The sequence below is a fragment of the Pseudomonas sp. OTU750018 genome, from assembly GCF_011636575.1.
Lineage (GTDB): Bacteria > Pseudomonadota > Gammaproteobacteria > Pseudomonadales > Pseudomonadaceae > Aquipseudomonas > Aquipseudomonas peli.
The window spans coordinates 351,210-373,058 of the sequence record NZ_JAAPAU010000003.1 but is presented as its reverse complement, the minus strand read 5'-3'; the positions used below and the strand labels follow the sequence as shown (position 1 = coordinate 373,058).

Sequence of the window (21,849 nt, the reverse complement as noted above, 5' to 3'; positions counted from 1 at the left end):
AAACAAGAGGAAAGACTCCATGTTCAAACTGACTGCCAAGGCGCTCGCGTGCGCCCTGTCGCTGAGCATCGCCGGCATGGCCCAAGCGGCCGACCCGATCGTGATCAAGTTCTCCCATGTGGTCGCCGACCACACCCCTAAAGGCCAGGGTGCCGCGTTGTTCAAGAAGCTCGCTGAAGAGCGTCTGGGCGACAAGGTCAAGGTCGAGGTTTACCCGAACTCCTCGCTGTTCGGTGACGGCAAGGAAATGGAAGCGCTGTTGCTCGGTGACGTGCAGCTGATCGCCCCATCGCTGGCCAAATTCGAGCAGTACACCAAGCAAATTCAGGTATTCGACCTGCCGTTCCTGTTCAAGGACATGGCCGCCGTCGACCGCTTCCAGCTCAGCCCAGAAGGTCAGGCGCTGCTGAAGTCCATGGAAGAGAAAAACATCACCGGTCTGGCCTATTGGCACAACGGCCTCAAGCAGCTGTCCGCCAACAAGGCGCTGCGTGAGCCGAAGGATGCCCGTGGCCTGAAATTCCGCGTACAGGCTTCCGCCGTACTGGAAGAGCAGTTCAAGGCTGTGCGCGCCAACCCGCGCAAAATGAGCTTCGCCGAGGTTTACCAGGGTCTGCAGACTGGCGTGGTAAACGGTGCCGAGAACCCTTACTCGAACATCTACAGCCAGAAGATGCATGAAGTGCAGAAGTTCATCACCGAATCCAACCACGGTGTTCTGGACTACATGCTGATCACCAACACCAAGTTCTGGAACAGCCTGCCTGCCGATGTACGCAGCGAGCTGGACAAGATCATCGTGGAAGTGACCGCTGAAGTGAACAAGCAGGCTGGCGCGCTGAACGATGGCGACAAGCAGCGCATCATCGACGCGAAAACCACCGAAATCATTACCCTGACCCCAGAGCAGCGTAATGAATGGCGCGATGCCATGAAGCCGGTGTGGAGCAAGTTCGAAGCTGAAATCGGTGCCGACCTGATCAAGGCTGCCGACGCAGCCAACCAGTAAGGCGGAGCAGGCTGCGGCCTGCACCCAACCACAGCGCAGCCATGCCGCTGCGCGATTGGCCGAATACCCAGGCACCCCTTCACGGGTTGCTTGGGTACGCCGCCCCTAACCACTGGAGACTCTATTGATGAACGCCTTGCGGCGCGTCTGGGACCACTTCGAGGAAGGCTTTATCGCGTTCCTGCTGGCCGCCATGACGCTGGTGACCTTCGTCTACGTGATCCTCAACAACCTCTACACACTGTTCTACAACCTGGCGGATCGCTGGGAAGGCAGCAGTGAGTTTTTCTTCGCCATTGGCGACAGCATTCTCGGCATGGCCCAGTCGATGACCTGGAGCATTGCCCTGACCAAGGCGTTATTCGCCTGGTTGATTTTCTTCGGCCTGGCCTACGGTGTGCGCACCGCCGGGCATATCGGCGTCGACGCGCTGGTCAAGCTGGCCAGCAAACCAGTGCAACGAGTTATCGGCCTGATCGCCTGCCTGGCCTGCCTGGGCTATGCCGGGCTGATCACCGTCGCCAGCTTCGACTGGGTGAAAACCCTGTTCACCGCCGACATCGGTGCGGAAGACCTCGGTCACTACGGCATCATGCAATGGCATATCACCCTGATCGTGCCGTTCGGCTACGCCATGGTTTTTATCCGCTTCTTTGAAATCTTCGTACGCATTCTGCGCAACCAGCAGACCGGCCTGGGCCTGGCTGATGAAGCCGCCGACGCGCTGAAGATCAATGAGCACGGGGAGCACAAACAATGACCATCCTGTTCCTCTTCATTCTGCTGTTCCTGCTGATGTTTATCGGCGTGCCGATTGCCGCCTCGCTGGGTCTGGCCGGTTCGGTGACGATCATGCTGTTCAGCCCGGACTCGGTGCGTTCGCTGGCGATCAAGCTGTTCGAAACCAGCGAACACTACACCCTGCTGGCGATCCCGTTCTTCCTGCTGTCCGGTGCGTTTATGACCACTGGCGGCGTGGCCAAGCGCCTGATCGACTTCGCCAACGCCTGCGTCGGCCATATCCGTGGTGGCCTGGCTATCTCGGCGGTATTGGCGTGCATGCTGTTTGCCGCGCTGTCCGGCTCCTCCCCAGCCACCGTGGCTGCCGTGGGTTCGATTGCCATCGCCGGTATGGTGCGCTCCGGTTATCCACAGGCTTTTGGCGCCGGTATCGTATGTAACGCCGGCACCCTGGGCATCCTGATTCCGCCGTCAATCGTCATGGTGGTGTACGCCGCTGCCACCGAGCAGTCGGTGGGCAAGCTGTTTATGGCCGGTGTGGTACCGGGCCTGCTGCTGGGCGTGGCACTGATGGTGGCGATCTATATCGTCGCGCGGAAGATGAACCTGCCGGCCATGCCGCGCGCCAGCTTCCGTGAGTTCATCACGGCGGCACGCAAGGCCATCTGGGGCCTGCTGCTGATGGTGATCATCCTCGGCGGTATCTACACCGGTATGTTCACCCCGACCGAGGCAGCTGCTGTGGCAGCAGTCTACGCCGGCTTCGTGGCGCTGTTCGTGTACAAGGACATGACCATCCGCGAGTGCCCACGGGTGCTGCTGGAGTCCGGCAAGCTGACCATCATGCTGATGTTCATCATCGCCAACGCCATGCTCTTCGCCCACGTACTGACCACCGAGCAGATCCCGCAGACCATCACCGCCTGGGTGGTGGAGATGGGCCTGCAGCCGTGGCAGTTCCTGCTGGTAGTGAACATCGTGCTACTGGTGGCGGGCGCCTTTATGGAGCCGTCGGCGATCATCCTGATCCTCGCACCAATCCTCTTCCCGATTGCCGTGCAACTGGGCATCGACCCGATCCACCTGGGCATCATCATGGTGGTGAACATGGAAATCGGATTGATCACACCACCGGTGGGACTGAACCTGTTCGTCACCTCGGCGGTGACCGGCATGCCGTTGACCGCCGTGGTCAAGGCCGCCTGGCCATGGCTGATGCTGCTGCTTGGCTTCTTGATGGTGATCACCTACATCCCCGCCGTCTCCATGGCACTGCCAAACTGGCTGGGTATGACCTGACAGCAACTCCGTGTGTACTTCCCTGCACACTTTCAGCCCGGCCTCAGTGCCGGGCTTTTTTTGCTCGCAGTTTTTTGTCAGGCGGATTGGCGCCATGCGCCATGGCCAGGTTCACGCCGTGCGGCGTAACCCACCCTCGGCGGAACACACATCACTGGGCTATAGAGTTAAACCCGCGCCAACTCTGGCAGATCGCCAGACAAACCCAGGGCCTGGCGCACGAACAGCGCCTTGGCTTCGGGCAGGTCGTCGACCCAGTTGAGGCCGCTGTTGCGCAGCCAGCGCACGGGCAGCGGATCAGCCTGGAACAGCCGTTCGAAGCCTTCCATCGCCGCCATCATCGCCAAGTTGTGCGGCATGCGCCGACGCTCGTAGCGGCTCAGCACCTTTACATCACTCAGACGCTCGCCACGTTGCATGGCGTGCAGCAACACCTCAGCCAATACCGCGACATCAAGAAAGCCCAGGTTGACGCCCTGCCCGGCCAACGGGTGGATGCTGTGCGCAGCATCGCCAATCAGTGCCAGGCCATCCTCGACATAACGCTTGGCGTGCCGCTGACGCAACGGAATACACAGGCGCGGGTCAGCTTGCAGCACCTCTCCCAGACGATGCTCGAAGGCAAAGCCCAGAGCGCGGCGAAAGCCTGCATCATCCAGCGCCATCAGTCGTTCGGCTTCAGTTGGGGTCACCGACCAGACAATCGAGCACCAATGCTCACCTTCAGGACCCGCCAGCGGCAAAAAGGCCAACGGGCCGTCATCGGTAAAGCGCTGCCAGGCAGTGGCCTGGTGCGGCTTGGCGCAGCGCACGCTGGTGACAATGGCGTGGTGCAAGTAATCCCATTCACGGGTGGCGCAACCCGCCAGGCGGCGTACCGCTGAGTTGGCCCCATCCGCAGCGATAACCAATGGCGCACGCAGCTCACGGCCATCATTGAGGCTCAATAACCAGCCCTCGCCCGAGCGACGCAGCTGCTCCAGGCGCGCGCCGGGGAGCAAGCCAATCGAACTGTCATGCAGGCGCTCAAGCAGCGCGTCCTGCACCACACGGTTCTCGACAATATGGCCGAGGGATTCGGCATGCACGCTGGCCGCGCTGAAGTGAATCTGCCCGGTACCGGAACCATCCCACACCTGCATCTCGCCATAGGGACAGACACGCCGCGCGGCGATGCCTTCCCACACGCCCAGGCGTTCAAGAATGCGTTGGCTGGCAACCGACAGCGCGCTGACTCGGGGCTCGAAGGCAGCCTGCGGATCAAAGGGTTTGACGCTCAGCGGGCTGCCATCGACCAGCAGAATTTCCAGGCCCTGATCCTGCAGGGCCAGCGCCAGGGCGCTGCCCACCATGCCTGCGCCTACGATGATCAGATCCGCTTGCATCACATATTCCTTGTTCAGGCTGCCTGACGAGCGCGCGGTTTAAGTCGCACGTAGAGAGTTTTATGCACCCGCGCCACCAAGATACCGCTGCCATCGCGCACTTCTACATGCAGCTCGGGGTGGTACTTGTCACCGTCTGCGGTGTGCTGGCGAATATCGTCAAGCAGGCCTTGGTCGATGCTGAAATCGGCGTACACCGGACCTTTGCCGGGGGCGATAAAGTCGATGCGCGCGGCCTTGTCCCAGACAATAAAATCGCGTCCGAGATTTTCCATGATCATCAGCATGAAGAACGGGTCGGTCATCGAATACAGACTGCCGCCGAACTGGGTGCCAACATAGTTGCGGTTATACCAGCCCAGGCCCATCTTGACCTGCACCTGACGGAAGTCCGCGCTGATCTGTCGCACACGCACGCCAGCACCCAGGTAGGGCGGATACAGGTTCATCGCCCAACGCAGCAGCCGCGCCTTGCGCGCCAATTTATTTGCCGACATGAATCAATGCTCCGAGCGGGTGCCGAGGCCCATGGCCTGGCGGGCAAACCAGCGTTTCGCCGGAGGAAGAAGATCGAGACCAAGCAAACCGAGGTTACGCCCGGCGGCCAACAGCGGCTGGCCGGTGCTGAACAGACGGGTTACCTGATCAGAGAAGCCGACGGTCAATTGCTGATCCATCTGCTGGCTATTCAGGTAGCCCTGTAGCGTGGCCAGATCGCCCAACGGCGCATCACTGGCCAACAACGTTTCCGCCAGCACCAGGGTGTCGCGCAGCGAGAGGTTGTAGCCCTGCCCAGCAATCGGGTGCAGGCTGTGTGCGGCATTGCCGAGCACAACCAGATGCTGGCGCACCTGTTCTTTGGCGGCCGTCAGCGCCAGCGGGTAGAGGTGCCGCGCGCCGACCTGGCGCAGACTGCCCAAACGATAGCCGAAAGCGTGCTGCAGCTCAGCGAGAAACGCTGCATCGCCCAGCTCTGAAAGCCGTTCGGCTTCCAGCGTGGCACGGGTCCAGACCAGCGCGCAGCGGTTATCCGCCAGCGGCAACAGGGCCATTGGCCCTTCTTCGGTAAAGCGCTCAAAGGCCAGGCCGTTGTGCGCCTCCTGCGGGCTGACGTTAGCGATCAACGCACTCTGCCCATAGGGCGTGGTACTCACGGCGATTCCCAGCTGCTCACGCAAACCGGAGCGGCCGCCTTCGGCGAGAATCGCCAGGTTGCATTCAAGTTCGCTGCCATCATCCAGGGTCAGGCGGTAGCCATCGGCCAAAGCCTGCATGCGGGTAACCTGTGCCGGGCTGCGCCAGCTCACCACCTGCTGATCCAGGGCCTGCCACAGGCATTCGCCGAGCCAGGCGTTTTCCACCACATAGCCGAGCGCCGGCACGCCTTCTTCCTCGGCACTTAGGCGCGCGGCGGCGAAACGACCACGGTCGGAAACATGAATCTGCTTGATCGGCTCGGCGCGCTGGCTGATTTGCGACCACAGACCAAGGCGCTGATAAATCTGCTGCGAACCAAACGACAGCGCAGTGGAGCGCGCATCGTAGCTAGGCTGATAGCCAGTGCCCGGAGTGAACGGTTCAATCAGGCAAATGCGCCAGCCGCGCTGCTTGGCTTCGGCCTGTAGGGCCACGGCCAAACTCGCGCCGACCAAGCCGCCGCCAATAATCGCAATGTCGACGCGTGGCATGCTCTAGGCCGCCACGCTGCGTGCGGCGGCCATCAGCGCTTCGATCTCGACGACAGTTTTCGGCACGCCACTGGTGAGGATTTCGCAACCGGTCTTGGTCACCACCACGTCGTCTTCAATGCGTACGCCGATGCCGCGCCATTTCTTCGCCACGTCCTGATTGTCCACGGCGATATAGATGCCCGGCTCGACGGTCATGGCCATGCCGACTTCCAGCTCGCGCCATTCGCCGCCGACCTTGTACTCACCCACATCATGCACATCCATCCCCAGCCAGTGGCCGGCGCGGTGCATATAGAAGGGCTTGTAAGCCTCAGTGGCGATCAGCTCGGCCACATCGCCCCGCAGCAAGCCGAGTTCCACCAGACCGGCGGTAATCACCTGCACCGTGGCTTCATGAGCCTGGTTCCAATGCTTGCCGGGGCCGATTTCCTTGAACGCAGCTTCCTGTGAAGCCAGCACCAACTCGTAGATGGCTTTCTGTTCAGGGGAGAACGTGCCGCTGACGGGGAAGGTGCGGGTGATGTCACTGGCGTAGCAGTCGATCTCGCAACCGGCGTCGATCAGCACCAGGTCACCGTCTTTCAGCGGCGCGTCGTTCTCACGGTAATGCAGGATGCAGGCGTTCTTGCCGGCCGCGACGATGGAGCCATAAGCCGGCATCTTCGCCCCGCCCTTGCGGAACTCGTAATCCAGCTCGGCTTCCAGGTGGTACTCGAACAAGCCGGCGCGACTGGCCTGCATGGCGCGCACATGAGCGCGGGCGCTGATTTCCGCCGCCTCTTTCATCACTTTGACCTCGGCAGCCGACTTGTATAGGCGCAGGTCATGCAGCAAGTGTTCGAGGGTGATGAATTCATTGGGCGGCGTCGCGCCCTGCCGCGCTTTGGAGCGGATCACGTTGATCCACTCCATCAGCTGGCGATCGAACTCATGGTTAGTACCCATGGAGGAATAGACCCGATCACGGCCTTCGATCAGCCCCGGCAGGATGTCGTCGATGTCACCAATCGGGAACGCGTCATCCGCGCCGTACTGGCTGATTGCGCCATCCTGGCCAGCACGCAGGCCGTCCCACAGTTCGCGTAGCGGGTCACGCTCGCGACAGAACAGCACGTACTCGCCATGCTCGCGCCCGGGAATCAGCGCGATTACCGCCTCCGGCTCGGGAAAGCCGGAGAGGTACTGAAAGTCGCTGTCCTGGCGGTAGATATGCTCAACATCGCGGTTGCGGATATACACCGGCGCCGCCGGCAGAATCGCAATGCTGTTGGGTTCCATCTGCGCCATCAGCGCCTTGCGCCGACGGGCGTATTCCGACTTGGGGATGCTGATCATGGGCAGATTGAGTCCACTTCTATTGCATGAAAATCAATGCAGCGACGGCTTCGCCGCGGCAACCACTGGCTTGGCGCACTCGCTGAACAGCAGCAGCGGCGCAACGCGCAGATACTCCATCACTTCCATGTAATCGTTTTCGCCATCATCGGACTCGTCCAGGGCGTTCTGCACCTGGGAAATGGCCGAGAGGTCCTGCAGCACTTCCATGGCTTCGGCGCTCAGGGCGCTGTCACGGGCAGTAAGACCGAAGCCGCCGAGGAAGCCCTGGCACCATTGTCCCAGAGCCACGGCACGCTCGCTAAGCGGCGCATCGTCGCTGGGCAACAACAGCACCACGGTGACGTCGTTGCTGGTCAGTTCGTTCTTGACCATTTCCTGCAGGCCGATCAGCGCCTGGCGTACGGTGTCTTCTGGCGCCGCGCCGAGCAGCTCGGCGGCATCCACCAGCCAGGAGTCGATTTCAAAGCCCGCACCAGCACAGCTGCGACCGAGCAGCAGACCATGCAACTCGGCTGGGGAAATGGTGTAACCGCTGCTGGCAAGCAGGGCGGCAAACGCGGAGTACGGAGAATTTGAAGTTGGCATAGATAACTAGGCGCAAAGCTGCGCGATCACTAGAATGGAGGCCTTGTATCCTAGCACCGGCAGGCGTGCCAAGACTATTCAAGCGGCTCGACGGAGCCCGCCAAGCCAGCGCAAAAATTGCCGCGCCGTGATCCGTGGGTGAAATGCATCAACCTCTGGCGTGCTGAACTGCCCCACACTGGCAAACAACTGTGCCGCGCACCGCTTGGCACTGTCGAAGACGCCGCAAAGACGCTATTTTTCACCTGCCAGCCCACTCACCTAGTAAGAGTAGAGAACCATGGAAGACGTCGACCTGCAGGCTCTTACGACCAAGCTGGACTTGCTGATCCAGCGTGTCGAACAGCTCAAGGCGCAAAACCGACAGCTTCTGACAAGCGAAAAGGCCTGGCGCGAAGAACGCGCCCATTTAATTGAAAAGAACGAAATGGCCCGGCACAAGGTCGAATCCATGATTTCGCGCCTCAAAGCCCTGGAGCAGGATTAATGACCCAGTCGAACACCTTGACCGTCCAGATTCTGGACAAAGAATATTGCATCGCCTGCCCAAGCGATGAACGCAGCAACCTGGAAAGCGCCGCGCGCTACCTGGATGGCAAGATGCGGGAGATCCGCTCGAGCGGCAAAGTCATCGGTGCTGACCGCGTTGCGGTGATGGCTGCCCTGAACATCACCCACGACCTGCTACACAAACAGCAACACCTTGATCAACAGGCCGGGGCCAACCGCGATCAGGTGCGTAGCCTACTTAATCGAGTCGACAGCGCTCTGGCTCGGGATGCCGATGAGCAAGGCAGCTGATTGCGCGCCGACGCTTTCGGGTATACTGGCCGCAGCTCCCTGGAGTGTGCGCCAGTTGGTGATGTCCCTGAGCCGATTCGCACAACCCCGGAGGTTGCACGTTGAGACCGGTGTGCATGTCCGCTTGACGGAAAGCCTTAACGTCTCCTGCAACCTCCACCTTGAACTTTCGGGTTCAAGGGCTAAGCCGACAGCGGCACGTCGGGGAGTCACTTCTTCCAGCCAATTGCCCTCCTGCGGCAATCGCTTCAGTAACACCCCATGCTCGACACTTCCACACTAAGCCGTGCGCAATTGCGCCGCCACTTGCGTGGGCAACGTCGGGCGCTCAGCCGTCACGCCCAGCACCAAGCCGCGCAAGGCCTGTATAAACAGTTGGCGCAGCACCCGCTGTTTCGCCGCGCACGACATATTGCCTTATACCTACCGAATGACGGCGAGATCGACCCGCGCCCCCTCTTGCGAGCCGCACAGCAACGAGGCAAAGCCACCTATTTACCGGTGCTCAGCCCTTGGCCGCGCAGCAAGATGGTGTTCCAACGCATCCGCGCCAAACAGCGCCTGCAGAAAAATCGCTTTGGCATTGATGAGCCCCGGTGCAATCGCAAACAGCAACGCAAGGTCTGGGCACTGGATTTGGTGTTGCTGCCATTGGTCGGTTTCGACCGACACGGTGCGCGCCTGGGTATGGGCGGTGGGTTCTATGACCGCAGCCTGGCGTATCGCGCATTGCGCAAAAATTGGCACAAACCAACATTACTGGGCTTGGCGCATGAATGTCAGCAGGTGGAGCGACTGGCCATGGCCAGCTGGGATGTGCCGTTGCAAGGCACCGTCACGAATAAGGCGTGGTATTGATGGGATAAGGCCGTACCGCGTTCCCTGCGGTACATGAGCACCTCAGCCAGCCACTTTAGACTGCACGACCGGAGCAGGCTGGCGCTCCCACAGGCTCTGGGTGTAACCGGTAGTGACCACACCCAGGCTGAACAGTATTACCAAAATCAACAACACATCGGGTTTACGTTTCATCGAATGCCTCCCCCTTAAAGGCATAACGCACGCTGTATACGCGGCGATTATTTTTATAGGTCCAACAGCGTCTGCCATCCACATTCGCCGGGTGCAAAACTGCAACACGCCGAATACCACCCGGCAAACAGCACCTGCCCGCTAACGGACCGAACCACAGGAGCAAAGTTCATGCCTTATTGGCTAATGAAGTCAGAACCCGACGAACTCTCAATTCACGACCTGCAGCGCCAGGAGCAAGCACGCTGGGATGGCGTACGCAATTACCAGGCGCGCAACTTTCTGCGCAGCATGCAGCCGGGTGATCTGTTCTTCTTTTATCACTCCAGTTGCCCGGAGCCGGGCATTGCCGGCATCGCTCGCATCGCTTCGGCGCACTACCCGGACCCGACTGCGCTCGAGCCCCAGAGCCATTACTACGATGCCAAGGCCAGTGCCGCCAAGAACCCCTGGAGCGCAGTCGATGTGGCGTTTGTCGAGGCGTTCAAGCGGGTGATCCCGCTGGCACAGCTGAAAGCGCAGAGTGCATTGCTGGAGTTGCCGCTGGTGCAGAAGGGCAGCCGCCTTTCTGTGATGCCCGTCAGTGACGAGGAATGGGCAGCGGTGCTGGCGCTGCGCTGAAAAGGCGCTGCACCAGCCGAGCATGGGCTTATTGAATAATCAGGTTGTTGAATAGCAAGTCTTCCACCAACGGCTTGCCTTCTTCCTGTGTCAGCACTTCCTGCACCTGCTTAAGCGCCTCGGCACGCAAGGTCTCACGTGCGCCTGGGGCCGACATGGCCGCTTCTGTTTGCTGGGAGAACAACATGACCAATTGATTACGGATCAGCGGATCGTGGTGTTTAACCTTGGCCTCAATATCCGCCCCCGTCACGCGCAGGGAAATATCGGCCTTGAAGAATTTGAGCTTCGGCCCTTCACCAAAATTCCCCACCAACGCCGGGAACAGTGACACATAAGCCACCACCGGAGCAGCAGCCTCCCCCTCCTTGGCTTCTTTCTCCTCATTGGCCTGAGCCAGCAATGGCAGGAACAGCGCTAGCAGCAATGCGATCCAGACTTTCACAGGCAGTATTCCTCAACAGTTCAGCCCTTAGCATAGCCACAGTCAGGCGGCAGCCCAAGCCCTAAGCTTATGCATCGCTATCAGGCGCAGGCATGCTTGTTGACCGGATATCGCCCGCACCTACACTGCATGGCCATCAACCGCAGAGGAAAAGCCCGATGAAAGCCGTGCTGTGCAAAGCCTTCGGCCCCGCCGAAACCCTAGTACTGGAAGAAATCGCCAGCCCCGAAGCGAAGAAGAATGAAGTGCTGCTGCAAGTGCATGCAGCGGGGGTCAACTTCCCCGACACCCTGATCATCGAAGGCAAGTACCAGTTCAAGCCGCCCTTCCCGTTCTCTCCGGGTGGCGAGGCCGCTGGCGTAGTTACTGCCGTTGGTGAAAAAGTCAGCCACCTGAAAGTCGGCGACCGGGTGATGGCACTCACAGGCTGGGGCAGCTTTGCCGAAGAGGTCGCGGTGCCTGGCTACAACGTCATGCCGATTCCGCCGAGCATGGATTTCGCCAGCGCGGCCGCATTTGGCATGACCTACGGCACCTCGATGCACGCCCTCAAGCAGCGCGCCAACCTACAACCAGGTGAAACCCTGCTGGTACTCGGCGCATCCGGTGGCGTTGGCCTGGCGGCCGTGGAAATCGGCAAGGCCATGGGTGCCAAGGTAATTGCCGCTGCCAGCAGCGCGGAAAAACTCGAAGTAGCCAAGGCCGCGGGCGCCGATGAGCTGATCAACTACAGCGAAATCAACCTTAAGGATGAAGTAAAGCGCTTGACCGGCGGCCAGGGCGCAGACGTGATCTATGACCCGGTGGGTGGCGATCTATTCGATGCCGCCATCCGCTCCATCGCTTGGAACGGCCGCCTATTGGTCGTGGGTTTTGCCAGCGGGCGCATCCCCGAACTGCCGGTTAACCTGACTCTGCTCAAGGGCGCGGCCGTGGTCGGCGTGTTCTGGGGCTCGTTTGCCCAGCGTCAGCCGCAGGACAATGCGGCTAACTTCCAGCAGCTGTTTGCCTGGCACGCCGAAGGCAAACTCAAGCCACTGGTCTCGCAGACCTTCCCACTGGAGCAAGCGGCGGAGGCGATCAACACCCTCGGTCAGCGCAAGGCCGTGGGCAAAGTGGTAGTCACCGTGCGTTAAGCCTGCACAAGTAGCAAAAGGCCGCCCATCAGGCGGCCTTTTTTATGCGCGGGATTCAGCCGCGCGGCGCATAGGCGAATACATCCGCGCGCATCTGATGGGCATCCATACCGGCCTCCACCAGCGCATCCAGGGTGGCGTAGACCATCGCCGGCGAACCGCTGGCGTAAACGTGCAACGCCTTAAGACTGGGGAAATCTTCACGTACTGCTTCGTGCAGCAGGCCGCAACGACCCTGCCAGCCGCACTGGTCGCTGACCACCTGATGCAGAAATAGATTCGGCACCTGTTGCCACTGCGCCCAGTGCTCCAGTTCGTAGAAGTCGTCCGGACGGCGCGCGCCCCAATACAAGTGCACTGGGTGAGCAAAACCAGTGGCGCGGCAGTGCTCGATCAAGCTGTGCATCTGCGACATACCAGTACCGGCGGCAATCAGCACCAGCGGCCCGTCCGGTAACTCGGCCAGGTGGGTGTCGCCGAACGGCAGCTTCACCCGTACCAAGCCGCTACGGCGCAGCTGAGCAATCAGCGCAACCGTGGCCTCATCGCGAGCCAGCACATGCAATTCCAGCTCACGCCCACGTTGCGGCGCCGAGGCCAGGGAGAAGGCCGCGTAATCATCACCATCACGCTGCAGCAGCAGGTATTGCCCGGCGTGGTAGCGCGGCACCTTGCCGGCAGGCGCCTGCAGGCGCAGGCGAAAGACATCACCGCCCACGTCATCACACGCGACCACCTGGCATGCCAGCTCACGCACCTGCAGCTCGCCAGGGGCCAGCACACCATCCCAGTGCAGCACACAGTCTTCCAGCGGTTCGGCCAGGCAGGTGAACAGCTCACCCTGACTCAGCTCAACCCCGCCCTGCTGCACACGGCCTTCAACCAGCAGCGCCGCGCAGATATGGCAGTTGCCATTGCGGCAGCTCTGCGGGCAGTCATACCCAAGCCGCCGTGCCGCATCGAGGATGCGTTCGTGGGGCTGCACGTCAAGTACCGCGCCTGAAGGGTTCAGGGTGACTTTCATCAATCAATTCCCAACTCAGACCACAGTGCGTCGACGCGCTGCCTGATCGCATCATCCTGAACGATAGCCCGGCCCCACTCGCGCGTCGTCTCGCCCGGCCACTTGTGGGTGGCATCCAGGCCCATCTTCGAGCCCAAACCCGAGATCGGCGAGGCAAAGTCGAGGTAATCGATCGGTGTGTTGTCGATCATCACGGTGTCGCGCTTGGGGTCCATGCGCGTGGTAATCGCCCAAATCACGTCATTCCAGTCCCGTGCGTTGATATCGTCGTCGGTGACGATAACGAACTTGGTGTACATGAACTGTCGCAGGAACGACCACACACCGAGCATTACGCGCTTGGCGTGGCCAGGGTACTGCTTCTTGATGGTCACCACCGCCATACGATACGAGCAGCCTTCCGGCGGCAGGTAGAAGTCGATGATCTCGGGAAACTGCTTCTGCAGGATCGGCACGAACACTTCGTTAAGCGCCACGCCGAGAATCGCCGGCTCATCCGGCGGACGACCGGTGTAGGTGCTGTGGTAGATCGGCTTTTGCCGACGGGTGATACGCTCGACGGTAAACACCGGGAAGGTGTCGACCTCGTTGTAGTAGCCGGTGTGATCGCCGTACGGACCTTCCGGCGCGGTCTCGCCCGGATGGATCACGCCTTCCAGCACGATTTCGGCGCTGGCCGGCACCTGCAGATCGCTGCCACGCGCCTTGATCAGCTCGGTGCGGTGGCCTCGCAACAAACCGGCAAACGCGTATTCAGACAGCGTATCGGGAACAGGTGTCACCGCCCCCAGGATGGTGGCCGGATCGGCACCGAGGGCCACGCACACCGGGTAGGGGCGATCCGGGTACTTCAGACACCACTCGCGAAAGTCCAGCGCGCCGCCGCGGTGGCTGAGCCAGCGCATGATCAGCTTGTTGCGACCAATCACCTGCTGGCGATAGATACCGAGGTTCTGCCGTTCCTTATTCGGGCCTTTGGTGATGGTCAGGCCCCAGGTAATCAACGGGCCGACATCACCTGGCCAGCAGGTCTGCACGGGCAGCTTGCTGAGGTCGACGTCGTCGCCCTCCTCGATCACTTCCTGGCACGGCGCATCCTTCAGCACCTTAGGCGCCATGCTCAGCACCTTTTTGTAGATCGGCAGCTTGTTCCAGGCGTCCTTGAGGCCTTTCGGCGGCTCGGGCTCCTTGAGAAAAGCCAGTAGCTTGCCGATTTCACGCAGCTCGCTGACTTCCTCGGCCCCCATACCCAAGGCCACGCGCTTGGGCGTGCCGAACAGGTTGCCGAGTACCGGCACATCAAACCCTGTGGGGTTTTCGAACAGCAGCGCCGGCCCGCCTTTACGCAGGGTACGGTCGCAGATTTCGGTCATTTCCAGCACAGGGGAAACCGGCGTTTGGATGCGCTTAAGCTCACCACGCGCTTCCAGGCCGCGAATAAAGTCGCGCAGATCACGATACTGCATGCAAATGCCTCGTTTCGGGCCGAGCAATAGGGGCGCAAAGTTTAGCGCCGAACGGGGTCTTTCAGAAGGGAAAGCCAGCCTCCAGACACACAAAAGCCGGGCTTACCCGGCTTTTGTTATAAAGCGAAGAACGCCTTACTTACGCTTCATCGACTGGAAGAACTCTTCGTTCGTCTTGGTCGCTTTCAGCTTGTCGGTGAGGAACTCGATGGCGGCAATCTCATCCATCGGGTGCAGCAGCTTGCGCAGAATCCACATGCGCTGCAGTTCGTCATCGGCGGTCAGCAGTTCTTCGCGGCGAGTACCGGCGCGGTTGATGTTGATCGCAGGGAATACACGCTTCTCGGCGATACGACGGTCCAGTGGCAGTTCCATGTTGCCGGTGCCTTTGAACTCTTCGTAGATCACTTCATCCATCTTCGAGCCGGTTTCCACCAGCGCGGTGGCGATGATGGTCAGTGAACCGCCTTCCTCGATGTTACGCGCTGCGCCGAAGAAGCGTTTCGGCTTCTCCAGGGCGTGGGCGTCGACACCACCGGTGAGCACCTTGCCGGAGCTTGGGATCACGGTGTTGTAGGCACGTGCCAGACGGGTGATGGAGTCGAGCAGGATGACCACGTCCTTCTTGTGTTCGACCAGGCGCTTGGCCTTTTCGATGACCATTTCGGCCACTTGCACGTGACGGGTTGGCGGCTCGTCGAAGGTCGACGCGACTACTTCGCCGCGCACGGTGCGCTGCATCTCGGTCACTTCTTCTGGGCGCTCGTCGATCAGCAGAACGATCAGGTGGCACTCGGGGTTGTTGCGCGCGATGTTCGCCGCGATGTTCTGCAACATGATGGTCTTACCGGCTTTCGGCGGCGCGACGATCAGGCCACGCTGACCTTTACCGATCGGCGCGCAGAGGTCGATCACCCGGCCAGTGATGTCCTCGGTGGAGCCGTTACCGGCTTCCATCACCAGACGCTTGTTGGGGAACAACGGCGTCAGGTTTTCGAACAGAATCTTGTTCTTGGCGTTTTCCGGGCGGTCGTAGTTGATCGTGTCAACCTTGAGCAGCGCGAAGTAACGCTCGCCTTCTTTCGGCGGGCGAATCTTGCCGACGATGGTATCGCCAGTACGCAAGTTGAAGCGGCGGATCTGGCTCGGCGAGACATAGATGTCATCGGGGCCAGCGAGGTACGAGGCATCCGCAGAGCGGAGAAAGCCGAAACCGTCCTGGAGAATCTCCAGCACGCCATCACCGGAGATTTCCTCACCGCTTTTAGCGTGTTTTTTCAACAGGGAGAAAATCACGTCCTGCTTGCGCGAACGGGCCATGTTTTCCAGGCCTTGTTGTTCAGCGAGTTCCAGCAGTTCGGTAATCGGCTTTTGCTTGAGTTCGGTCAGATTCATAGGAATGACGTAATCATGAAGGAGGGGAATAAGCTATTTAGCTTGGGAGGCCGCGCCGCTGAGAAGGCGACTTGATCGCCTGCTTGTATATCGAAAGATTCGAATAGGAATGCGTCGGCGACGGCTTGCAGGGGGCTACATAGGAAATGCAGCGAGACCGAATGTAACACCGGTTTTATTCATACGTCTAGCGCCCAGACAGAAAAAAGCCCCGCAATGTGCAGGGCTTTCAGGGCTTGTTGCCGTCTCAGCGCAACTTAGATGTTGCTGTCGAGGAAGGCTGCCAGTTGCGACTTGGACAGTGCGCCAACTTTGGTGGCTTCAACATTGCCGTTCTTGAACAGCATCAGCGTCGGGATACCACGCACACCGAACTTCGGCGGGGTGTCCTGGTTTTCATCGATGTTCAGCTTGCAGACTTTCAGTTTGCCCTGATAAGTCTGGGCGATCTCATCGAGCACCGGTGCGATCATTTTGCACGGGCCGCACCACTCAGCCCAGTAGTCGACCAGCACCGGACCCTCGGCCTGGAGAACATCCTGGTCGAAACTGGCATCGCTGACATTGGTGATGAATTCGCTCATGGAAAGTCTCCGAGTTCGTAAGCAAAAGATGGGCGACATCATAGCCCGGCTTTTCCCACACAGGAAGGCGGTGGCAATTGAGCTTCTCTATGGCCTGGTCACCAGCAAGCCGCGCAAAGGCCTGCGTCACAATTTATTCAGACGGCCGGCAAGCCCTGGCCGGCCGCCGCACGAGCCGTAGTGCAGCCGGCTTGGCCTGTACCTGCGACATCAGTATGCGTTGGCGGGGCCAGCCTATCGTGGCACGATGGCGCGGTTCCGCATTGAGATCGTTCTGCCATGCCGCATACCCCTGCCGAGTCTTTTCCTTTGATTGCAGCTATCGACCTGGGCTCCAACAGCTTCCATATGGTGCTGGCCAAAGCCGATCATGGCGAGATCCGCATCCTCGAACGCCTCGGCGACAAGGTCCAGTTGGCCGCTGGCATCGACGAGCAGCGCCTGCTCAGCGAAGAAGCCATGCAGCGCGGGCTCGATTGCTTGCGCCGCTTCGCCCAGCTGACCGCTAGCCTGCCGGAAGGCGCAGTGCGCGTGGTGGGCACCAATGCCCTGCGTGAGGCGCGCAACCGTGGCGAATTTATCCGCCGCGCCGAAGAAATTCTCGGCCACCCGGTGGAAGTCATCTCCGGGCGCGAAGAAGCGCGCCTGATCTACCTAGGCGTGTCGCACAGCATCGCAGACACCCCAGGCAAGCGTTTGGTCGCCGATATTGGCGGCGGCAGTACCGAGTTCATCATCGGCCAGCGCTTCGAGCCACTGCTGCGCGAAAGCCTGCAAATGGGCTGCGTCAGCTTTACCCAGCGTTTCTTCAAGGACGGCAAGATCACCCCGGCGCGTTACGCCCAGGCCTACACAGCGGCGCGGCTGGAGATCATGGGCATTGAGCATGCTCTGCGCCGCCTGGGCTGGGAAGATGCGGTGGGCGCATCCGGCACAATAAAGGCCATCGGCCTGACCATTCAAGCGGCGGGCCTTGGCGCAGGCGAAGTAAACGCCCAGGGTCTGGCCTGGCTGAAACGCAAAGTATTCAAGGCTGGCGAGGTGGAAAAGCTCGACCTCGACGGCATCAAGCCAGATCGCCGAGGCATCTTCCCGGCGGGCCTGGCGATTCTCGAAGCGATCTTCGATGCCTGTGATATCCAGCGCATGAGCCATTCCGAAGGCGCGCTGCGTGAAGGCGTGCTGTACGACCTGCTGGGCCGCCATCAGCATGAAGACGTGCGTGAACGCACGCTGAGCTCGCTGATGGAGCGCTACCACGTCGACCTGGAGCAGGCCGCACGGGTCGAAAGCAAGGCACTCTCGGCACTGGAGAAGGTCGCAGGGGATTGGCAGCTGGAAGACGACTGGCACCGCGAGTTGCTGAGCTGGGCGGCCAAGGTGCATGAAGTGGGCCTGGATATTGCCCACTACCAGTACCACAAGCACGGTGCTTACCTGGTCGAACACTCGGATCTGTCCGGCTTCTCGCGACAGGATCAGCAGATGCTCGCGCTCTTGGTGCGCGGCCATCGACGTAACATCCCCAAGGACAAGTTTGCCGAGTTCGGCGCCGAGGGCATGAAACTGATCCGCCTCTGCGTGCTGCTGCGCTTTGCCATCCTGTTCCACCACATCCGTGGTACTCAGGAAATGCCCAACGTGCAGCTAAAAGCGGCCGAACAGCGCCTGGATATTCAGTTCCCTGAAGGCTGGCTGGAGAGCAACCCGCTGACCCAGGCAGATTTCACCCAGGAAGCGGAGTGGCTTAAGCGCATCGGGATTGAACTGAGTGTGAGCTGATACTCACGGCCCTCGCCCATAGTGGGAGAGGGCCATTCAGATAGATGTGGCAGCCTTGCTTAGCGCGCGCTGATCAGCGGCGCAGTCAGCTTCTCCAGTAGGCCAGCCTGAGCGCTGCGCGGATTCTGGTTGCCGCTGGGGCTGACACGCAGATAACGCCCGTCCGGCTGCAGCACCCAGGCCTGGGTGTTGTCGGTCAGGTAGCTTTCCAGCTCCTTCTTGACCCGCAGAATCAGCTTCTTGCCTTCCACCGGGAAGCAAGTCTCGACGCGCTTGTCGAGGTTGCGCTCCATCCAGTCGGCACTCGACAGGTAGATCTTCTCCTCGCCGCCATTGGAGAAATAGAACACCCGCGTGTGCTCCAGGAAACGGCCAATGATCGAGCGCACCTGAATGTTGTGCGAGACCCCGACAATCCCTGGACGCAAGCAGCACATGCCGCGCACCACCAGGTCGATCTTCACCCCAGTCTGGCTGGCCTTGTACAGCGCGCGGATGATCTTCGGATCAGTCAGCGAGTTGAACTTGGCGATGATATGCGCCGGCTTGCCCTCGGCCGCCAGCGCGGTTTCGCGGGCGATCATGTCGAGCAGAGTCTTCTTCAGGGTAAACGGCGCGTGCAGCAGCTTTTTCATGCGCAGGGTCTTACCCATGCCAATCAGCTGACTGAACAGCTTGGACACGTCTTCACACAGCGCAACATCAGCGGTGAGCAAGCTGTAGTCGGTATACAACTTGGCGTTGCCGGCATGGTAGTTACCGGTGCCCAGGTGTGCATACCGGACGATATCGCCCGCTTCACGACGCAGAATCAGCATCATCTTGGCGTGGGTTTTAAAGCCCACCACACCGTAGATCACCACCGCGCCAGCGGCCTGCAGGCGGCTGGCCAGCTGCAGGTTGGACTCTTCATCAAAGCGCGCGCGCAGCTCGATCACCGCCGTGACTTCCTTGCCGTTGCGCGCGGCCTCCACCAGCGCATCGACGATCTCCGAGTTGGCCCCGGAGCGGTACAGCGTCTGCTTGATGGCCAGTACGTGCGGGTCTTTAGCCGCCTGACGCAGCAGATCGACCACTGGGGTGAACGACTCGAAGGGGTGCAGCAGCAGAATGTCCTGCTTACTGACCACACTGAAAATGTTCTCGGCGTTCTGCAACAGCTTGGGGATCACCGGGGTAAACGGCGTGTACTGCAACTCCGGATGGCTTTCCAGACCGGTGATGCTGAACAGGCGGGTCAGGTTGACCGGACCATTGACCCGGTACAACTCGGCCTCGGTCAGGCTGAACTGTTTGAGCAGGTAATCCAGCAGCGGCCGTGGGCAGGTGTCGACCACTTCCAGGCGCACCGCATCGCCATAACGGCGACTGAACAACTCGCCACGCAGGGCGCGAGCCAGGTCTTCGACATCCTCGGTGTCCACCGAGAGGTCGGCGTTACGGGTCAGGCGGAACTGGTAGCAACCCTTGACCTTCATGCCCTGGAACAGGTCATCGGCATGGGCGTGGATCATCGAGGAGAGGAAGACGAAGTTGTCGCCAGGGCCACCGACGTCTTCCGGCACCTTGATGATGCGCGGCAGCAGGCGCGGCGCCGGGATGATCGCCAGACCCGAGTCGCGGCCGAAGGCGTCGATACCTTCCAGCTCGACGATAAAGTTCAGGCTCTTGTTCACCAGCAACGGGAACGGGTGCGTCGGATCGAGGCCGATCGGGGTGATGATCGGCGCGATCTCGTCGCGGAAATAGCGGCGTACCCAGGCCTTGTGCTTGGCCGTCCAGAAGCGCCGACGGATAAAGTTGACGTTGTGCTTGGCCAGCGCCGGGAACAGGGTGTCGTTGAGAATGGCGTACTGACGATCCACCTGCTCGTGCACCAGCTCGGCAATCCGCGCCAGCGCCTGGTGCGGTTGCAGACCATCGGCGCCGGCCTGTTCACGGGCGAAGTTGATCTGCTTCTTCAGCCCAGCCACGCGGATCTCGAAGAATTCATCGAGGTTGCTGGAGAAGATCAGCAGGAACTTCAACCGCTCCAGCAACGGATAGGACTCATCCAGCGCCTGTTCCAGCACGCGGATATTGAATTGCAGCTGCGACAGCTCGCGGTGAATGTACAGGCTGCTGTCATCCAGGTTATGGATCACCACAGGCGCCGGGGCGACCGGCACTGGGGCTTCGATGACAGGCACTTCCACGGCTACAACCTCGTCGACGACCGGCTGGGCGTCTTGCAATTCAGGGGTACTGAGTCCTTCGGTGTTCATTACAAAGTCCTGGCGGGGCTATTGCCCCTGCTTCAGCAGTTCTGCCGCGCGCACGGCGAAATAAGTCAGGATGCCATCGGCACCCGCACGTTTGAAGGCAGTCAGTGATTCAAGAATCACCGCCTCGCCCAACCAACCATTCTGGATCGCCGCCATATGCATGGCGTACTCACCGCTGACCTGATAGACAAAGGTCGGCACCTTGAATTCCGCTTTGACCCGCCAGAGGATGTCCAGATAGGGCATGCCCGGCTTGACCATCACCATATCCGCGCCTTCGGCCAGATCCGCCGCTACTTCATGCAGTGCTTCGTCGCCATTGGCCGGGTCCATCTGGTAGCTGGCCTTGTTGGCCTTGCCCAGATTGGCTGCCGAACCCACTGCATCGCGGAACGGGCCGTAGTAGGCGCTGGCGTACTTGGCTGAGTAGGCCATGATCCGCACATTGCTGTGATCGGCCAGTTCCAGCGCCTCGCGGATCGCCTGCACACGGCCATCCATCATGTCCGAGGGCGCCACCACCTGAGCACCGGCATCAGCATGTGACAGCGCCTGCTTGACCAGCGCATCGACGGTGATGTCGTTCTGCACATAGCCGGACTCATCGAGGATGCCGTCCTGACCGTGCGTGGTGAACGGGTCCAGCGCCACGTCGCTGATCACCCCCAACTCGGGAAACTTGGCGCGCAAGGCGCGGATGGCGCGCTGGGCGATGCCGTCCGGGTTCCAGGCTTCTTCAGCCAGCAGGGATTTCTTCTCCAGCGGCGTCACCGGGAACAGCGCCAGCGCCGGAATGCCCAGAGCCACCCAGTGCTCGGCTTCCTTGAGCAGCAGGTCGATGGACAGGCGCTCGACGCCGGGCATCGAGGCAATCGCTTCGCGGCGGTTTTCGCCGTCGAGGACGAACACCGGCAGAATCAGGTCATCGACACTCAGGCGGTTTTCACGCACCAGACGCCGGGAAAAATCATCACGGCGGTTGCGACGCAGGCGAGTGGCGGGAAACAGGCGATTGGCGGGGGTAAAGCTCACGGCAGGCTCCGAAGCCCGTAGCGACGGGCGAGTGTGACAGTTATAAGCGGCCATTATGACCAAAGTATGACAACGCACGACAGCGCTGCGACCGCTTGCCGCAAGCTCAGCAAGCATAGCGCCGCGACCGACGCGAGGATATGCCGGAAAAGCAGGTAGGCAGCCCGAATCGCAGGGCTTAAAAGCATAACGGTGGAGCTGGCCTGCGCCTCTCCACCG

Annotated in this window: 22 protein-coding genes and 1 other RNA gene; 10 read left to right on the top strand and 13 right to left on the bottom strand. The window is 60.6% G+C overall.

What is annotated here, in order from left to right:
- Nucleotides 1–19: 19 nt before the first annotated feature.
- From dctP to dctM, 3 genes are all read left to right on the top strand, one after another.
- Complete coding sequence (gene dctP, locus HCI85_RS17270; protein WP_167146408.1) at nt 20–1,009, top strand: C4-dicarboxylate TRAP substrate-binding protein DctP; 990 nt, start codon at nt 20–22, stop codon at nt 1,007–1,009.
- Nucleotides 1,010–1,136: 127 nt separating this feature from the next.
- Nucleotides 1,137–1,769: a TRAP transporter small permease gene (locus HCI85_RS17265; RefSeq protein ID WP_167146405.1), complete on the top strand. Its 633-nt coding sequence runs from the start codon at nt 1,137–1,139 to the stop codon at nt 1,767–1,769.
- Nucleotides 1,766–3,049, top strand: coding sequence for a C4-dicarboxylate TRAP transporter large permease protein DctM (gene dctM / locus HCI85_RS17260; protein WP_160086746.1), 1,284 nt, complete (start codon nt 1,766–1,768; stop codon nt 3,047–3,049). The genes HCI85_RS17265 and dctM overlap by 4 nt, the downstream gene beginning before the upstream one ends.
- A 167-nt stretch (nt 3,050–3,216) precedes the next feature.
- Here the strand turns inward: dctM and HCI85_RS17255 are convergent, their stop codons facing one another.
- Genes HCI85_RS17255 through HCI85_RS17235 form a run of 5 tightly spaced genes read right to left on the bottom strand, consistent with a single transcriptional unit; the run spans nt 3,217 to nt 8,048 of the window.
- Nucleotides 3,217–4,434, bottom strand: coding sequence for a 2-octaprenyl-3-methyl-6-methoxy-1,4-benzoquinol hydroxylase (locus HCI85_RS17255; protein ID WP_167146402.1), 1,218 nt, complete (start codon nt 4,432–4,434; stop codon nt 3,217–3,219).
- Nucleotides 4,435–4,448: 14 nt separating this feature from the next.
- Nucleotides 4,449–4,931, bottom strand: a complete 483-nt coding sequence (locus tag HCI85_RS17250) for a DUF4442 domain-containing protein (RefSeq protein WP_167146399.1) — start codon at nt 4,929–4,931, stop codon at nt 4,449–4,451.
- Between the two features lie 3 nt (nt 4,932–4,934).
- On the bottom strand, nt 4,935–6,122 hold the full coding sequence (ubiH, locus tag HCI85_RS17245) for a 2-octaprenyl-6-methoxyphenyl hydroxylase (protein WP_167146396.1): 1,188 nt from the start codon (nt 6,120–6,122) through the stop codon (nt 4,935–4,937).
- Between the two features lie 3 nt (nt 6,123–6,125).
- Nucleotides 6,126–7,460, bottom strand: coding sequence for a Xaa-Pro aminopeptidase (gene pepP, locus HCI85_RS17240; RefSeq protein WP_167146393.1), 1,335 nt, complete (start codon nt 7,458–7,460; stop codon nt 6,126–6,128).
- Nucleotides 7,461–7,493: 33 nt separating this feature from the next.
- Nucleotides 7,494–8,048 carry a YecA/YgfB family protein gene (locus tag HCI85_RS17235; protein ID WP_167146390.1) on the bottom strand — a complete coding sequence of 185 codons (555 nt, stop codon included), beginning with the start codon at nt 8,046–8,048 and terminating at the stop codon, nt 7,494–7,496.
- 280 nt (nt 8,049–8,328) lie between these two features.
- Here HCI85_RS17235 and HCI85_RS17230 point away from each other — a divergent pair, with 280 nt between their 5' ends.
- The 4 genes from HCI85_RS17230 (at nt 8,329) to HCI85_RS17215 (ending at nt 9,707) form a co-directional block, all read left to right on the top strand.
- Nucleotides 8,329–8,535 carry a TIGR02449 family protein gene (locus tag HCI85_RS17230; RefSeq protein ID WP_090254694.1) on the top strand — a complete coding sequence of 69 codons (207 nt, stop codon included), beginning with the start codon at nt 8,329–8,331 and terminating at the stop codon, nt 8,533–8,535.
- Nucleotides 8,535–8,849, top strand: a complete 315-nt coding sequence (locus tag HCI85_RS17225; protein ID WP_090254691.1) for a cell division protein ZapA — start codon at nt 8,535–8,537, stop codon at nt 8,847–8,849. Before HCI85_RS17230 ends, HCI85_RS17225 begins: the two co-directional genes overlap by 1 nt.
- A 33-nt stretch (nt 8,850–8,882) precedes the next feature.
- A non-coding RNA gene (gene ssrS / locus HCI85_RS17220) (6S RNA) lies at nt 8,883–9,061 on the top strand.
- A gap of 49 nt (nt 9,062–9,110) precedes the next feature.
- On the top strand, nt 9,111–9,707 hold the full coding sequence (locus HCI85_RS17215) for a 5-formyltetrahydrofolate cyclo-ligase (RefSeq protein ID WP_167146387.1): 597 nt from the start codon (nt 9,111–9,113) through the stop codon (nt 9,705–9,707).
- Nucleotides 9,708–9,749: 42 nt separating this feature from the next.
- Here the strand turns inward: HCI85_RS17215 and HCI85_RS21135 are convergent, their stop codons facing one another.
- Nucleotides 9,750–9,881 (bottom strand): hypothetical protein, encoded by a 132-nt coding sequence (locus HCI85_RS21135; protein ID WP_256665625.1) that lies wholly within the window; start codon nt 9,879–9,881, stop codon nt 9,750–9,752.
- A 171-nt stretch (nt 9,882–10,052) separates the two neighbouring features.
- Here HCI85_RS21135 and HCI85_RS17210 point away from each other — a divergent pair, with 171 nt between their 5' ends.
- Complete coding sequence (locus HCI85_RS17210) at nt 10,053–10,502, top strand: EVE domain-containing protein (protein ID WP_167146384.1); 450 nt, start codon at nt 10,053–10,055, stop codon at nt 10,500–10,502.
- A gap of 28 nt (nt 10,503–10,530) precedes the next feature.
- On the opposite strand, the gene HCI85_RS17205 is transcribed toward HCI85_RS17210, so the two are convergent.
- Nucleotides 10,531–10,947 carry a flagellar basal body-associated protein FliL gene (locus tag HCI85_RS17205; protein ID WP_090254685.1) on the bottom strand — a complete coding sequence of 139 codons (417 nt, stop codon included), beginning with the start codon at nt 10,945–10,947 and terminating at the stop codon, nt 10,531–10,533.
- Nucleotides 10,948–11,105: 158 nt separating this feature from the next.
- On the opposite strand from HCI85_RS17205, the gene HCI85_RS17200 reads away from it, so the two are divergent.
- Nucleotides 11,106–12,083: an NADPH:quinone oxidoreductase family protein gene (locus HCI85_RS17200; RefSeq protein WP_167146381.1), complete on the top strand. Its 978-nt coding sequence runs from the start codon at nt 11,106–11,108 to the stop codon at nt 12,081–12,083.
- A gap of 55 nt (nt 12,084–12,138) precedes the next feature.
- Here HCI85_RS17200 and HCI85_RS17195 read toward each other — a convergent pair whose 3' ends face one another.
- The 4 genes from HCI85_RS17195 to trxA form a co-directional block, all read right to left on the bottom strand.
- Nucleotides 12,139–13,107 carry a CDP-6-deoxy-delta-3,4-glucoseen reductase gene (locus tag HCI85_RS17195; RefSeq protein ID WP_167146378.1) on the bottom strand — a complete coding sequence of 323 codons (969 nt, stop codon included), beginning with the start codon at nt 13,105–13,107 and terminating at the stop codon, nt 12,139–12,141.
- Complete coding sequence (gene ubiD, locus HCI85_RS17190; RefSeq protein ID WP_167146375.1) at nt 13,107–14,573, bottom strand: 4-hydroxy-3-polyprenylbenzoate decarboxylase; 1,467 nt, start codon at nt 14,571–14,573, stop codon at nt 13,107–13,109. Before ubiD ends, HCI85_RS17195 begins: the two co-directional genes overlap by 1 nt.
- A gap of 135 nt (nt 14,574–14,708) precedes the next feature.
- On the bottom strand, nt 14,709–15,968 hold the full coding sequence (rho, locus tag HCI85_RS17185; protein WP_160014921.1) for a transcription termination factor Rho: 1,260 nt from the start codon (nt 15,966–15,968) through the stop codon (nt 14,709–14,711).
- A 257-nt stretch (nt 15,969–16,225) separates the two neighbouring features.
- On the bottom strand, nt 16,226–16,552 hold the full coding sequence (gene trxA, locus HCI85_RS17180) for a thioredoxin TrxA (RefSeq protein WP_090241426.1): 327 nt from the start codon (nt 16,550–16,552) through the stop codon (nt 16,226–16,228).
- A gap of 279 nt (nt 16,553–16,831) precedes the next feature.
- Here trxA and ppx point away from each other — a divergent pair, with 279 nt between their 5' ends.
- Entirely contained in the window at nt 16,832–18,334 is a 1,503-nt protein-coding gene (gene ppx, locus HCI85_RS17175) for an exopolyphosphatase (RefSeq protein WP_090254674.1), read from the top strand.
- 59 nt (nt 18,335–18,393) lie between these two features.
- Here the strand turns inward: ppx and ppk1 are convergent, their stop codons facing one another.
- Both ppk1 and hemB read right to left on the bottom strand, forming a co-directional pair.
- Complete coding sequence (ppk1, locus tag HCI85_RS17170; protein WP_160086721.1) at nt 18,394–20,598, bottom strand: polyphosphate kinase 1; 2,205 nt, start codon at nt 20,596–20,598, stop codon at nt 18,394–18,396.
- An 18-nt stretch (nt 20,599–20,616) separates the two neighbouring features.
- Nucleotides 20,617–21,630, bottom strand: a complete 1,014-nt coding sequence (gene hemB / locus HCI85_RS17165; protein ID WP_160014923.1) for a porphobilinogen synthase — start codon at nt 21,628–21,630, stop codon at nt 20,617–20,619.
- Nucleotides 21,631–21,849: the final 219 nt, after the last annotated feature.